Source organism: Microbulbifer variabilis, assembly GCF_023716485.1.
GTDB classification, from domain to species: Bacteria; Pseudomonadota; Gammaproteobacteria; order Pseudomonadales; family Cellvibrionaceae; genus Microbulbifer; species Microbulbifer variabilis_B.
Map to the genome: position 1 here is coordinate 2,018,639 of NZ_CP092418.1, position 14,851 is coordinate 2,033,489.

14 protein-coding genes are annotated in these 14,851 nt (G+C 43.6%); 6 read left to right on the forward strand and 8 right to left on the reverse strand.

The window, feature by feature from the left end; translation table 11 throughout:
* Positions 1–5: 5 nt before the first annotated feature.
* The 8 genes from MJO52_RS09030 to MJO52_RS09065 form a co-directional block, all read right to left on the reverse strand.
* Positions 6–425: an ester cyclase gene (locus MJO52_RS09030; RefSeq protein ID WP_252085609.1), complete on the reverse strand. Its 420-nt coding sequence runs from the start codon at positions 423–425 to the stop codon at positions 6–8.
* A 257-nt stretch (positions 426–682) separates the two neighbouring features.
* Positions 683–1,186, reverse strand: coding sequence for a hypothetical protein (locus tag MJO52_RS09035; protein ID WP_252085610.1), 504 nt, complete (start codon positions 1,184–1,186; stop codon positions 683–685).
* 892 nt (positions 1,187–2,078) lie between these two features.
* Positions 2,079–2,249 carry a hypothetical protein gene (locus MJO52_RS09040; RefSeq protein ID WP_252085611.1) on the reverse strand — a complete coding sequence of 57 codons (171 nt, stop codon included), beginning with the start codon at positions 2,247–2,249 and terminating at the stop codon, positions 2,079–2,081.
* 261 nt (positions 2,250–2,510) lie between these two features.
* Positions 2,511–3,119, reverse strand: coding sequence for an OsmC family protein (locus MJO52_RS09045; protein ID WP_252085612.1), 609 nt, complete (start codon positions 3,117–3,119; stop codon positions 2,511–2,513).
* Between the two features lie 181 nt (positions 3,120–3,300).
* Positions 3,301–3,756 carry a hypothetical protein gene (locus MJO52_RS09050; protein WP_252085613.1) on the reverse strand — a complete coding sequence of 152 codons (456 nt, stop codon included), beginning with the start codon at positions 3,754–3,756 and terminating at the stop codon, positions 3,301–3,303.
* 271 nt (positions 3,757–4,027) lie between these two features.
* Complete coding sequence (locus tag MJO52_RS09055; RefSeq protein WP_252085614.1) at positions 4,028–5,101, reverse strand: 3-deoxy-7-phosphoheptulonate synthase; 1,074 nt, start codon at positions 5,099–5,101, stop codon at positions 4,028–4,030.
* Between the two features lie 694 nt (positions 5,102–5,795).
* Positions 5,796–7,082: an NRAMP family divalent metal transporter gene (locus MJO52_RS09060; RefSeq protein WP_252085615.1), complete on the reverse strand. Its 1,287-nt coding sequence runs from the start codon at positions 7,080–7,082 to the stop codon at positions 5,796–5,798.
* Positions 7,054–7,959: a LysR family transcriptional regulator gene (locus MJO52_RS09065; RefSeq protein WP_252085616.1), complete on the reverse strand. Its 906-nt coding sequence runs from the start codon at positions 7,957–7,959 to the stop codon at positions 7,054–7,056. The genes MJO52_RS09060 and MJO52_RS09065 overlap by 29 nt, the downstream gene beginning before the upstream one ends.
* A 184-nt stretch (positions 7,960–8,143) precedes the next feature.
* On the opposite strand from MJO52_RS09065, the gene MJO52_RS09070 reads away from it, so the two are divergent.
* The 6 genes from MJO52_RS09070 (at position 8,144) to MJO52_RS09095 (ending at position 14,828) form a co-directional block, all read left to right on the forward strand.
* Complete coding sequence (locus MJO52_RS09070) at positions 8,144–9,811, forward strand: amidohydrolase family protein (RefSeq protein WP_252085617.1); 1,668 nt, start codon at positions 8,144–8,146, stop codon at positions 9,809–9,811.
* An 18-nt stretch (positions 9,812–9,829) separates the two neighbouring features.
* Positions 9,830–10,966 (forward strand): dipeptidase, encoded by a 1,137-nt coding sequence (locus MJO52_RS09075; protein ID WP_252085618.1) that lies wholly within the window; start codon positions 9,830–9,832, stop codon positions 10,964–10,966.
* 16 nt (positions 10,967–10,982) lie between these two features.
* A complete protein-coding gene (locus MJO52_RS09080; RefSeq protein ID WP_252085619.1) occupies positions 10,983–11,567 on the forward strand; it encodes a hypothetical protein in 585 nt (194 codons plus the stop codon).
* 514 nt (positions 11,568–12,081) lie between these two features.
* Positions 12,082–13,029 carry a 2-dehydropantoate 2-reductase gene (locus MJO52_RS09085; protein ID WP_252085620.1) on the forward strand — a complete coding sequence of 316 codons (948 nt, stop codon included), beginning with the start codon at positions 12,082–12,084 and terminating at the stop codon, positions 13,027–13,029.
* Positions 13,030–13,518: 489 nt separating this feature from the next.
* A complete protein-coding gene (locus tag MJO52_RS09090; RefSeq protein WP_252085621.1) occupies positions 13,519–14,013 on the forward strand; it encodes an HD domain-containing protein in 495 nt (164 codons plus the stop codon).
* Between the two features lie 488 nt (positions 14,014–14,501).
* Positions 14,502–14,828 (forward strand): hypothetical protein, encoded by a 327-nt coding sequence (locus MJO52_RS09095; RefSeq protein ID WP_252085622.1) that lies wholly within the window; start codon positions 14,502–14,504, stop codon positions 14,826–14,828.
* Positions 14,829–14,851: the final 23 nt, after the last annotated feature.

The window sequence follows — 14,851 nt, forward strand, 5'->3', positions numbered from 1 at the left end:
GGGGTTTACTGGATCAGCCCAAGCTCCTCAAGGAAAGAGTATTTATCCCAATCCACCCAGCTTTCTACCATCTTTCCACCTTCGTAGCGATCAGTATGGGTGCCTGTCCAGCTGCTGGTTTTATTGGTGGCCTCATACTGCATGAATTTACCTGTGTGAGTGGCCGTTACGCGCCAACGGGTACATACATAATCACCCTCTGCAACTTGCAGTAAAATCTCCATTTTTACGTCGGAGAAGCTATTGTGAAACTCCTTCACTAAGTCTTGCCACTCTTCCAGTGTTTCTGTTGATGTACCTCCAGAGGCATCTGGCATTTGGTGATTTTTGTAATTGGCAGATAAATAATCTGAGGCTTCATGTGGGGTATTGTCCCCCCAGAGCTCAAGTAACTTTTTAGAGGTTGCTTTATGGTTGGCGGACATAGTGCTCTCCAAGATTGTGGATGGCGACATTTGTGTTGTTAGGCAGGGCAAGCATAGTGTAGAGAAGGAAAAATGCCCTATTGAGGCTGCTAGAAATTTTCCTTTTACACGGCTATTCGACCAGTCTTCCGATTGTGTATTGTTTTGATATTGTTCGACAAAGGTTTCAGAAAGGTTCAATCAACAAGAAAGGGGCCTTGCGGCCCCTTTAGTTTGCTTCGCAAACTCTATTGATAGGTCATCAGTTACTAATCCTGTTAGCGGTAGTTGCTGATGCACTGATTGTATTCGCGGATGTAGATCTTACCACCATTCGTATGGTTACGGTTCGCCTTGTCTGCCGCGAAATTCATGCAGCCTCTTACTTGGTCTTGAGTCAGACCGTAGTAGCGAGGCGTAGGCGCACGCCAATAGTAGTTAGGACGAGAACCGCGCCAGTAATAACGAGGCTGAGAACCGCGCCAGTAGTAACGGGGCTGAGAACCGCGCCAATACATATTTCTGGGCTGCTCATATTGACGGATAGCAGTGGGCGGATTTACTGGGTAAAAATAACGGCCTTGTTCATTAAAGGCATAAAAGGTATTTCCGCTTTGATAGTAAGTCTTGCCGAGTATTTGTACTGGTGAAGAGCCGGCAGGTAGCTGAGCGAGACGCTCTTGGGCTACACCGTACCCCGCAAGAGAGAACAGTAAGATCATTGAAAATAAATAGCGCATAACGTTTTCTCCTTCTCCCAACTTGGCAACAAGTCTACTCAAATGTGTGTTGTGTCCCAATGCGCTCTATTGGAAGTTTCGGTTGCTTCACCACTAGTTTTAAAGACTACAACGAAATAAAGGAAAATAAACCAATAGTAAAGTTTTCTGATATATTCTTGGGGTGCAAAAATTGCTCTAATTGATGATGTTTTTAGGGAATTTAAATTCTACTCCATGGCAAAGGTAACAACAGGGCAGGTAAAAGAGTTTTCAGTTGGGGGGATATGAAGTTGACTGTCTTTTGGTCGTCTAGCGCTGAAAAGGGCTTCGCCATGAGATGAATGTATTTTTTTATTTTCAGTTGCGTGGCTGTGGGGGGGTGAATTCTGTGATTATTAATGATACCTGTTGTGTTTAACCCATATAAGGTCACTATTGGGGCCTACTTTGCTGGAGGTGCGGATGTCTCCAGGGAGTGATGTTTGCCATGCAGAGCCGGGTTGGCTAGTGGCTGGATAGGGTATTTACTAGGTTTTATTGCTACATCGGTTGACTTGGTGGGATTGTTGCTTTGTATTTGGCTGGTTTTGCTAGTTCTTAATCTTTTATCAAAGCGTATTGTTGAGCGCAGATGAAAAGTCACCCAGTCTAGCTATTAGTCGTAGTCGCTCGCAAAAGATAGAGGGGTTTAAAAAGTCTTCTGAATTAAGCTCCTCATTTACTACGGGTTTGGTAATAGCCTACGGGTGTTTTCTAAACACACATTGTATTCGCGTATATAGACTTTGCCGCCCTTAGCAGGATTGGCATTAGCCTTGTCTGCTGCCATATTCATACAGCCTGCAATTTGTCCTCGAGTCAGCCGCGGACCTGGTTCCGGACGAGTAGAACGAAAAGATAGGTTTCTTGGGCGTTCATATTGGCGAATAGCGGTAGGAGGATCTACCGGATATTAGTAACGTCCTTTTTCACTAAATGCATAGAAGTTATTGCCACTTTGGTAGTAAGTTTTTCCGAGAATTTGTAGTGGCTGGGCGTCAGTTGGAAGCTGTGCGAGTCGCTCTTGAGCCGTGCTAATATTGGCAATAGAGAATAACAATAGTACCAAAAATAAAAAATGCATTGTGCGACCTCCCTCGCGCAACCAAGCAGAATTTTACTTTAGTCAAATGTAAGCCCCAATGTGCGTTTTAGGGCTCCTATCTGCTGTGAGAAAGATAATTTTAATGCTATTTACAAAGAGAGCTTCACCTTTCCAAAAAAACTGAGCAAATTAACCTATAGAGAGGTAACATATGGGGAACTAAGGTCTAAATTCGAAAGCTTTTGGTTTCATAATCTGTTTGTTAGCGCTTCACCCTGGATATCACCAAGCCAGCTTGGTTTATGTAAAAGGTATAGGTTTGTCGTTGAGATAAAGAGAGGTTGTGACAGGTGTGGCTTTGGCTACCGTTTGTAGCGACATACAGGCTTGCCGGCAGCAGTGGGCAAACTCCACGAGTTTTTCCTCGGTCTCATCACTTTCTATAATCAAGTGAATCTCCACCCGGTCACCCTGGCCAAATACCTTTTCGGGTTGAATTCCACCAAAGTTAAGAGTGGTTGAAAATTCGGTCTTTTGTTCAAGCCTTACCTGCTTAAGTTGAATATTAGAGAGTTGTGCCAGCATCTCTACATGAGACATCATGCAGAGTGCCAACCCTGCAGAAAAGTACATGATGGGTGATGGAGCGCTACCCCGGCCTCCAATCGCAGTTCCTTCATCACATATCAGCTCCCAAGTTCCTCCATTAGGCACATTCGAGAAAATAGTTGCCTTCTTTAGGTGATGTCCTTGGGGCATTTGTTCCACATTGATATGGGCATGAAATCTTAAAAGCTCCCCCTGTTTCACTTTGTCCAGGTGAGGTGGGGGAAATGTATCTTGCTCAGCGTCATCATTAAGCTTACGAACAATGGTTGTTGAGGACATATCCCATTCTACGGATTCCATAGTGGGTACCTCTTAATGGTTGTGGGTTGGCTTTGAAAGTGCCAGATGCTGAAAAGAGTATATAAATGTCAGTAGTTTAGAGTTTCTGATGAGGGCTCCCCAATTGCTGGGGGAAAACCAGGGTGTTTAAATGTGGGGTTTTTCGCAGAGCCTCAGGAGTTATGGTATTTGTCTAATGATCTTAGGCAAGCAGTGCTAGGCCTGTCCGTTGTTCTAACTCATAGGCATAGCGTTGAGCTTCTTTTAATTGCTGGTAGGACCTTGCCGTAATGCCCTCATTAAAAGTCGCGTATTTGAAAATAAGCACTACCTGATAGCTGGTATGGCCACTTTTGCTCTCTTTAGAGTGGCTAGAGTAGGAAACTATTTTAATACCTTTGAAAATCGTGAGGGGCTTTTCTTCTGTCCAGTTGTGCCAGAGAATTCGATTTTGAGACACGTATTGCCTAGTTTCAAAATCAATATAGTGATCTTTCTTGAACGAAAAAGTGATTACGGCGAGAAGGCAAAGTAGGGTGGTGGCAATCCAGGAGAATACAGAGCCAGTATCTAGGGCAAAGCTAAGGCTCACAAAGAGCCATATCAGAACAAAACCACCCAGTATATAGGTAAGTATTTTATTAGACTGCAGTTCCATTTAGCTGCTTCTATTCTAAAAGATTTATTCTTGATCAATGTTTATACAGGTTTGGTTCCCTGCCTATCTGGAAAACCGCTTCCTATGCCCTGTTTACTGTGGGGAGGGTACTCCTACGGCGTCCCATTGTCAGCCTTTCTGAGGCTTTTGGTGGTTAGGAGATATCTAAGCTCGCCATGAGGGCGCTTGGGAGGGGCTGGCAGCCAGTATTAGAAATAAATAGCTGCCAGTTAGAGAAAGGGGGGGCACAGCCCCCTATAAAGTCACATACTTAGAAAGTTCTACTCTTCAGTGGCTCTCGCAATTGTTCGGCCATACCCAGTAATAGGGACTCGGTAGTTTCCCAATCGATACACTTGTCGGTAACAGAGACGCCGTATTCCAGGTCATTCAGATTGGCGGGAATCTTCTGATTACCGGCTTTCAGATTACTCTCCACCATAATGCCAATAATTGATTGATTACCATCAAGAATCTGGTGAGTCACGTTATCTACCACCAGGGGCTGTAATTCGTGATTTTTATTGGAGTTGGCGTGGCTGCAGTCGACCATGATATTGGGGGTAATACCGGCGCTACGCAGTTCCTGTTCACACATGGCAACACTGACCGAATCGTAATTCGGTTTTTCATTACCGCCGCGAAGCACAACATGGCCATAAGGGTTGCCGGAGGTATGAATAATGGCAACCTGACCGCGCTTGTTGATACCGAGGAATCTGTGGGGATTAGCGACAGATTGCAAGGCATTAATCGCTACTTCTAATCCGCCATCGGTACCATTCTTAAAGCCCACAGCAGAGGAGAGGCCGCTGGCCATTTCCCGGTGGGTTTGGGATTCGGTAGTACGTGCGCCAATGGCTGACCAGGAAATCAGATCTTGCAGGTATTGGGGAGAGATTGGATCCAGTGCTTCTGTCGCGGTGGGCAGCCCCAGTTCGGCGACATCTAAAAGTAGCTTGCGGCCGATATGAAGGCCTTCCTCAATCTTGAAGGAATCATTCAAGTGAGGATCGTTAATCAGGCCCTTCCAACCAACTGTGGTGCGGGGCTTTTCGAAATAGACTCGCATTACTATCAGCAGGGTATCGGAAACCTTATCTGCCACCGCTTTCAGGCGCTTGGCATAATCCATTGCAGCGTCCACATCGTGAACGGAGCAAGGTCCGATAACCACCATCAAGCGGTGGTCTTTACGATCGAGGATATCACGCACGGCGCTGCGCCCTTTGGCGACGGTCGCTTCGGCTGCATCGCTAATGGGTAGCTCTGCTTTCAGCATCTCCGGGCTGATCAGGACTTCCTGGGAGACGACATTCAGGTCGTCGAACTGCTGTGTAGTCATAGCGTCTTCTGATTACTCTGTTCCTTAGTGCCGCTCTGCACCTGCAGGCGGATGACTTATCCTACTGTGCCGCAAAGAATAGGGCGAGGGTTTCATTTGCAACCAAATATTTGGCCTGATTTTGGGATGTACATTTGAATTTTTCCTATGACAGTTTGGCACTTCAGGAGCGTTTAGAGGAAGTCGCTTAGGAGAGTTTTGGCGTGGAAGAAGTGATGATTTGGAGCTTCATCAGTTGAGTACAAGCCTACCTATGAGTACCCAGTGATTAAGAGGTGATCAATGGGCCTTCCTTTCGGGGTTGTTCATGCTGAAAGGAGCTAGCTTATGGTGAGCCACTCATTATGTGAGAAGTTCAGTTTTACAGAGGTAGGAATAGCATTCCAAGTAACCACCTTGATAGATCTAATGCCAACTGCTTAGGTGGCTTAACTCAGGGTAAAAAATTTAGTCTGTAGCTAAAACTACTTATATAACCTGTGCAGGAGAGTTCAGAAGTACCCCTGAAAATGAGGGGCAGTATTCATGGCGAAAGCTGATTTCCCCGGACTGCAACTTGTGTCAACAAAGTACTAGGAAAGCTTAAGATGAAGAGGGATTGATCTCTAAGGCTTAGATGACCTTAGATGTTGCGCTCATCCCTGAGCTTTACTTTTATAGACTTTTCAAGTCTGTTGATGTTGCAAAGAAATCGTTAGTTACTCAAGAAGCGCCAATAAATAAAGTAAAAACTAAAACCTATCATTAGGCACAGGCAGGCATAAGTATAAACTAAGTACCACCCTTTTAAGTGATACTCTCTTGGTACCCATTTCCCGTTCATAACAAGAATGTTGAGTAAAGCAAAGATTGGAGCACAAACGAAAGATAAAGTAGTTACAAAGTCGATAAGGTTTTTTAACTGATCAGCAAATAGGGAGATAATAAACCAGCTTATAAGGCTTAGTATAACAAGGGTGGATACGTAGACTCTATTTTCTGGAATCTTGATGCTATTCGATGATCTCAAGGCACTTCGCCAAACTTGAGGAAAGCCATCGGAGACTGCAAAGGTGGTTGAGAAAAGCGCGACAAAACAGATAATGCTGATTGTTAAATGGCTCCAGTCACCAAGAGATTCGGTATAAATATTGATTAGCTGACCAGCAAATATGCCTGCAGATTGGGATAATTCAATATCTTTCCCAAACATTACTAGTGCACCTAACCATACAAATACAATCGCTAATAACAAACTGGTGAAATAGCCAACCTTAAAGTCAAATACGAGAGATTTCCTGGCATACCCTCTATCTGGTTTTTCCTTTATCCTTCGCTCCGACCAAATAGAGTGCCAAACAGAAACTTCAATCGAAGTTGGCATCCAGCCGACTAAGGCGACAACAAATGCGATGCTCACAGCTGGTGCTATATCGGCTGTTAAATAGGATTTAGAGGGAAGAAGCCCATATTGACTTATTGCAGAAATGAGTGTGATCAAGCTGGCAATAGCCAGTATGAGGACCATCCACTTTAAGCTTTCATTCAGCCATTTAAATTGGCCAGCAATCAATATTGCACAGGTAATGACCAGAATGATGGCAGACCACTCTGAAACATTTAGGATATCGCCAAATAAATTGAGCGCTAAAGCAGCGGTGACAATCGTAACTGCAGCTTGAACAAAGAACATTGTTAGAAATGTGAGAGCCATATAACTATAAAAACCAACTCGACTGTGTTTTTTATAGCCTTCCAATAAACTCTCGCCGGTGACAGCTGCATACTCTGGACCGATTTTGAAAAAAGGGTATTTGACTAAATGAGCTAGGAAAATAAAACCAATCAAAGCGAAGGCGTAATCTGCTCCTGCGCGAGTAGACTGTACGATATGAGACACGCCAATACTGCTTGCGGCCCAAATAATTCCAGGGCCTAGGTTTGAGAAAGTGCGTTTAAATACATCCATTAAATCAGAACTGCTCGGAATGATGTTGCTCAAAATAGCTCTTAGCCACATCGATAAAGGTTTTAACCTTCAAGGAAAGCTCGCAGCGATGAGGGTAGAGCGCAAAAATAGTCAGTGGCTTTATTGTGAATTTAGGTAAAATCTCAGTGAGTTGGCCAGAGTCGACATAAGATTTGACAGAGTAAAAAGGCGCTTGGATTACTCCTTGTCCTTCAGCAGCTGCTTCATTCAATAGCCTCCCATTGTTAGATTGCCAAGCCCAGGGGAGTTTGATTTTTTTTATCTCTTCTTTGTCTTGAAATAGCCAGTGATCCCCTCGTATGCTGTGGTTAAAGAAAAGTAATTGATGCTTCTTTAATGATTCCATGTTTTCAGGGAGCCCATTCTTCTCAATGTAAGAATCACTTGCCCAGAGTGCTAGCTTAGTTTTCGCGATAGATTGGACGATATAGCTAGAGTCGGGTAATTCTGGTGCGATTCTAAAAACGAGATCGATTTTATTGTCGAGTAAATCGAGTGGGTCATTGCTGAGGTGAAAATCCAGAAATACCTGAGGGTATAGCCTGCGGTAATTGGCAATCAATCCTGAAAAATATTGACTGCCTAGCTCTATGCTGGTCGATATCGATAGCCTGCCTCTGGGCTCTTGATTATATTCTGACATCGCCTGGTCGACGGAGTGGAGTTTTTTTAGTATTGGTGAAATTTGCTTATAGTAATCATCGCCCGCTTCGGTTATTGATACTTTGCGTGTATTGCGCATCACCAGCAGGCAGCCAAGTTCCTCTTCTAACTGCTTAATGTACTTACCAACCATTGCTGCGGAAATGCCGAGTTCGCGAGCAGCAGCTGCAAAGTTTTGCTTTTCGCATACCAAACAGTATGCCTCAAGGGCGTGTAACTTGTTCATTGACTCCCCTGATGGCTAGTCTTCTTCTCTTCTTACGGTGGGCGTAAACTGGAGTTTACCGATAAGTATAATAAACCAATAGTTTATACACTATAAACTTAAATGACATTTAAAGTGCATCCCAAATGACGCAAAATTTTGCTATTAGGTTAAAAATCCCCACAGTCTTCTTTTAGATAAGTACATGAAAATAAAACAAATTTTTATTCTAGTGGCTCTATGCATTGCTACCAACGGCGTTGTATTCGCAGAGGATAGTAAGCTGGAGCAAGTCTTGCTCATTAACGCCAATATAGTGGACGTTAAATCGCTCAAAATTGATGAAAGACAGTCGATTCTTATCGAAGGCGATAAGATCAAGAGAATCTCTTCAACGAATAAGCTCTCCAAAGTGAGGGGGGCCAGTGTTGTCGATTTAAAAGGGAAGTTTGTAATCCCCGGCCTGATAGATGCGCATGTCCACCATGCAACAGATCCGGATAGCTGGGATAAATTGTCAATCACTACTGAGCGACTTCGATACCTGCTTCGTGGTGGCGTCACTTCTGTGAGAGATATGGGCGGTGATGCGCGAGCCTTGGCCTACTTAAGACGTCAAGCAGAGGTCGACGCCATCGCTTCGCCAGATATCTACTTTTCAGTCATTATTGGTGGGGAATCCTTCTTCTCGGATCCGAGAACCATTGCCTCAGCTAAAGGGCGTACACCAGGCCACACAACATGGATGAGAGCGGTAGATCATAATTCAGATATGGACTCAGTAATGCTCCAGGCCATAGGCGCTGGTGCAACAGGCATCAAGATATATGCAGATGTTGAGGCCGAGACAGTGCCATTGCTTGCAAATGCAGCCAAAAGACATGGTTTAAAAGTCTGGTCGCATGCTTATATTGGCCCCTCCAAACCTTTGGATATTGTCAATGCTGGTGTTGAGACTATTTCACATGCCTCTGATATGTCCGCTCAGTTAGTTGATAACTTCAAGGCGTGGCGCAGGAAAACTGCTGAATTCGATGATTCAGCTTGGGAAAAAATGCTACAAAAAGATAGCTATTTAGATCTTTTTGACGCGATGAAAGAGAAAGGGACAATATTAGATGCGACGCTTACAGTATTTGAAAGAAGAAATGACTTAAACGAAAAATACAGGCAGCTTGATCAGCTCAGTACACAAATGACACAATTTGCCTATCAAAGCGGCATTACCATTGCTGCTGGCACGGATGCATTTAGTGACCTTGAAAATGACACTACACCGATGATTCATCATGAGCTAAAGCTGCTCGTAGATGAAATCGGCATGACACCTCTCGAGGCAATTCAAGCTGCAACTTTAAATGCTGCGAAAGTGATAGGGATAGAAGGTTCTGTCGGTAGTATTGAAGAGGGAAAGAAAGCAAACATGGTTGTGCTTTCAGAAAGTCCCGAAACAAATATTGAAAATAGCCAGGCGATAGCTCATGTAGTAAAGAACGGTCGTTTTATTTTTATTGGTGACGATCCACAGTTGCCTTTCTCTTCTTCACGTGAAATGAATGGAACCATTTGGTTATCCGGGCAAATCGGTAATCATCCTTCAACTTTAACCTTGGCAGGTGAAAGTCTGGAAGCTCAGATGCATCAAACAATGAAGAATATTGGCCAAGTTCTTGAGAGCAAAAACCTGGGCTTTGACGATGTAGTTAAGTGTACTTTGATGCTCGCTGATATTGATGATTGGCCAGCGGCGAACAACGTCTACATCCAGTACTTCAGTGGGAAAAAACCAGCGAGGAGTGCTTTTGCAGCGAGCGGCCTGGCACTTGATGCCAAAGCTGAAGTGGAATGTATTGCTTCACGAAGCACTGATTAATTCTGGAGTGGGGATCTTATGAGCGATATAAATAGAAGAGCACTAATTAAATCTCTAGTATCAGGTGGCGTTGGTTCATATTTGGCTATTAACTCGGGTATATTAAATGCTTTTTCTGGGGGTAATGCAGGAAAATCAACGTGGAATTCATACGGTTCATCGATTGTAATTGATGGTCTCAGCGTAGCATTCTCGCTCAGGGAGCCAGTCTCTGAAGAAGCCCTGGGAATATTCAAGAGCTCGGGGATTAGTGCCTTGAATATGACAGTTCCCTATCCAGGTGATGACTATTCCGAGACTTTAAAGAAGGTTGAAAAAGCCAAGTCCATCATCGAGCAGAACTCAAACTACTTGCGCTTAATTCAATCCGCATCAGATATCCTGAAAGCGAAGCAGGAGAGTAAGCTCGGTATCATAATGGGATTCCAATCAACTGAAATGTTTGATGAGTCACTTTCAGGTATTTCAGAATTCGCCAAAATGGGCGTTAAGATAATGCAGGTATCCTATAATGGTCCTTCTATCCTTGGCAGCGGTGGTCTCGTTAAGGAGGATTCAGGGATAACTTCCCTTGGCAAGAAAGCCATAGAAATAATGGAGGCTGAGAAAGTTCTGATCGACCTCTCGCATTCAGGAAAGAAGACAGTTTCCAGTGCTATCCGTCAATCAAAAAGACCGGTTGTGATCTCTCATACTGGCTGCAACGCAATTTACGACCACCCTAGAAATAATGACGATACAGAATTAAAAGCTGCTGCAGACACCGGTGGCTTGGTTGGAGTCTACTTAATGCCATTTTTGGAAGGTGGCGAGCATGAAATAAAGGCCGATGTGGTAATAGAACATATACTGCATGCCTATAAAGTATGCGGTGAAGATCATGTTGCCATAGGTAGTGACCAAGGCGTAGTGCCGGTCAATGATGGTCCTGAGTATCGAGAAAGTATTCGTAAGGAAGTTGAGCGTCGTATTGCGGCTGGAATTTCGGCGCCCGGCGAAACACCAAATCGTCCACCGTTTATTCCGGAATTAAACTCCGAGAGACGGATGGAGCTTATTGCCTATAAGTTAAGCCAAAAAGGAATTCCTGATCGAGTGGTAGAAAAAATAATTGGTAAAAACTGGTTGCGTGTTTTTGCTACCGTATGGAATTAAAGGAAGGTGAGATTCAATGGTTAAATATATAAAGTTTGATGATGTTCTATCTCGACTGGTTGTTTGTGTTACGCTTCTCTTTCCACCTTTGCTTTTTGCTGAAGAGCTTAGCACTTACTCAGAATTTCCAAAAGATTCAAAGACTGAAGTAATTCCTTTTCCTGTCGAATTTGCCTCAGATATCACCTTGAATGGTATTGAAGAGCTTGTGTTTCTGCCTGGCATGTATAAACAAGAAAAAGAAGATTTTTTTAGCTATGCTTTTTCTTGGACCCATAAGCCAGAGAAGAATCAAGTTTTTGGAAAGTTAGAAATTCAGGATTTTATAGCCGCCTACTATAGGGGGTTGTACAAAGCTGTCACTGAAGGCAAAGAGTATGAGCCTGCTATTACAATGGAGTGGGTTGATGGCAAGTATACTGGCCAGATAAAGTGGATTGAGCCATTTGTAACTAAAAAAGAACAGACCCTCTACTTTAAAGGGGATCAAGTTAACTGTAAAAAAACGAGTGAGCTTCGGTGGTACTTTATTGTTTCTCCACAGAATTCCTCTCATCCTGTATGGAGAGAACTTCAGTCGATAAAGCCCAAAAGCTGTTAGTGATAAAAATCAAATGTTATCAATCCTTATAAAGTATTTTATTTTAGGGGAAACCATAGAAAGCGCACAGCTTATACTCATCTGATTTTCAGAAATTTTTTTGGTCTTTTAGGTGAATAGGCCCTAAGTGTTTCTCTGCTTTGGGCCAGCTCCATTCGTCATACGCAATGACTTGGCTGTCTGGGGTAGCAACCCAGCCGGCAATTTATTAGTATCCGGCTATCAGTAAATTCTTTTTTATATAAAGTATCCCTTATCTTTAAAGGATCTACACTACTACCAGCATTCAAAGGCTGGGGGATGGCTATCTATCTCTTTACGAGAAACACACCTGGTTGGGCTCATAACATGGTTCGTTTTTCCTAACAGCAATAGTCGAGTAGATTTTTATCTCCAGGTCTTAATGCAAAAGCTAAAGTAGTAGTTAGGCGTTGCTTTCAAAGCCCTTTTGATTGCTATTCTTAGCAAGTCGATATGCTTAAAAGACCATTTGAAGCGCGGGGAAAAGAACGAGATGAATATTATTGTTATGGGCGCCGGAGCCCTCGGAAGCTACTTTGGTGGCCACCTGGCGAGGGCAGGACACAAAGTGCTCTTTATTGCTCGAGGGAGGCAGCTGAAGGCACTTAAAGAGCGTGGTTTAACGGTGCTGCCACTTGAAGAAGAGCCCTTTACTATCCAGGTTGATGCTGCGGAAACTACGACTTCGGTGGGAGGAGTGGATCTAATCCTATTCTGCGTTAAGACTTACGATACCGAAGCAGCCATAAAGCTTATCGCCCGTGCTGTAGGTGAAGACACAAAGGTGCTTACCCTGCAGAATGGTGTCGACTCCTTGGATTCCCTGAACGAAGCCTTTGGGCGAAAAGCTATTCTGGGCGGTATCTCATGGACTAATGTGGCGATCGAAGAGCCTGGAGTTGTGCGGCACAGATATCCCGGCCCACTTGTCTTTGGTGATCCAAATGCAACTGGCTCAAAGCGCACCCAAGTGCTTAAAGATACATTTCTACAAGCTGGGGTTGTCGCTGATGTCAGTGATGATATCACTCGGGCTATTTGGGAGAAGTTCCTGTTCATCTGTGCGGTGAATGGAATGACAGCACTCACACGATTGCCTGTGGGTACGCTTCTAGCCTGCCATGCCTCTCGTGAGTTATTTGTTGACATTATGTGTGAGGTTTATTCCTTAGCACGGCGAAGTGGAATAGAGCTTTCGGAGGATACGGTTGAGCGTACAATTAGGCATATGGAGAGGGAGTTGCCTCCTGGAGTACTCAATAAGACTCTTGGTTCGATGTACTTCGATATAGCATCTGGAAGGCGCCTAGAGCTTGAGTCTCTAAATGGTGCTGTTGTGCAAAGAGGGAAGCAGCTGAAGGTAGCAACACCGGTTAACAGTTTTGTCTACGGGGCATTGAAGCCCTGGGCCAATGGCGAGCCTATGCGCAATGGGGTATAACAAGTTGAGCAAACAGCCCGTATATAGCGCTTGATTCAAACGTTTTGCTCCCATTTCCTTGATCAGTGTACAAAAATAAGCCGTTGCTGAGTCGGATTCGGGGTTACTTCATAAAAACACAATCATGGAGTTCTTGGGTTAATGGTTTGGAGTAGTTGATAACTCCCGTTTAACCAGATTCCGCCAATGTGGTCATGTAGTGACCTATCTCGCCCTCCCCATTACAACTACGCCTCAATGGTCTCGTGTATCCGGAATCCCCTGGAGCTACCGGATCAGTGTGATGTCATTATCGAAAACGATTATTATAGTAATAATATTAGCTGGAGGGGCCCGTGACTGTGTTCCTCACCTAGAAGGTGGCTTCAGCACGGACCATAGATAGCAGGCAGCAGGTAAATGAAGGGGAGGCATCCCCACTAAGTAAAGGCACGCTCGTAACAACTAGAGGACTAGATTCTGAGAACTAGAGAAGAAGCATTTCAGCTATTGGACAATCTGGATGCGCCCCAGCATCTCATTAATCACGTTACATTAGTTGGTGAGGCGGCCGATCTCCTGATTAAAAAGTTTATCGAAATGAAAGTGAATTTCGATCCGGACTTTGTCCGTGTTGGTGTAGTGATACATGATATTGGGAAAATTATACATACCAATGAAATGTATGGCCCAGGGTCACAGCATGAACCTGAAGGTGAAAGGATATTACTATCAAAAGGTTTTACACCAGCAATCGCTCGATGCTGTCTTTCTCATGCCCGTTGGAGTGATATGGAATGTACGATAGAAGAGCTAGCGATAGCGCTCTCAGACAAGTTGTGGAAAGGTAAGCGCGTAGAGGAGCTTGAGCTCCAAATAATAGACCGAATATCACATATCTTAGATGTGGAACGTTGGGATATCTTCTCCGAATTAGATTTATGCTTTGAGAGTATTGCTAGTGAAGGCCTTAAGCGGTTACAGCGGAGTGTCACTAGAGGATAGATTATTCGAGATTCCTCTGAGTAAAATGGTACGTTTTCTCTAATAAGAAGCATTCAAAATTGACGTCACTTTATTAAGAAACTCCAAGATTATAAATTAACAGCCAATTGATATATCTCTTTCCTTAAATCCTGATATGGTTACTGGGAAAAATGATGCACGTGTTGGCAGAAGCCAGTGATTATCTACTGCTTGATCTGCTTTTGTAGGATGTGGAAACCGATGCTAACAGATCAAGGGGGTATTGTCGACTTGATTGTTTTGAGTAGTCTTAAGCCTTGATAGCCGAATTACTGTGAACCTTACTTAAAACATAGAAGTTTTTGGGTTTATTTTTGGTTGGGATTTGAACTCATTTTTAATTGGCGCCGTAATCTTTAGATTCGATAGTGAGTTGAAATATAACTTGCATCAGGTTTGAGGGTGAAATGATACTCGTATTAGATAAAGATTATAAATAAGGTGCTGGGCACCAAGGGAAGATTGTAATGTGCAGCAAAGAAAAGTTGGCTGGTTGGGCATTATCAATATATGCTTTTCTATCACTTATAATATATATTTTGGGTTTTGTTGTTTTCTATTTTTTCTTTTTTAGTGAATTTCCTGAGTTGTTATCGTGGGCATTCATAGTTCTTTTAGTGTTATTGATGTCTATCAATTCTATTGGTCTGGCAGCAGGTATAAAGCTGATTCAAGAGGATAGAGGGGCATACAAAATAGCTATCCCTTATTCAATATTCTGCTTACTCAATTTCCCTGTCGGCACAGTGGTCGGCTTTTTCTGTCTGTGGATATATTATGAGAAGGACGGTTAAGTCATGGTGGGTAGATATTTTGT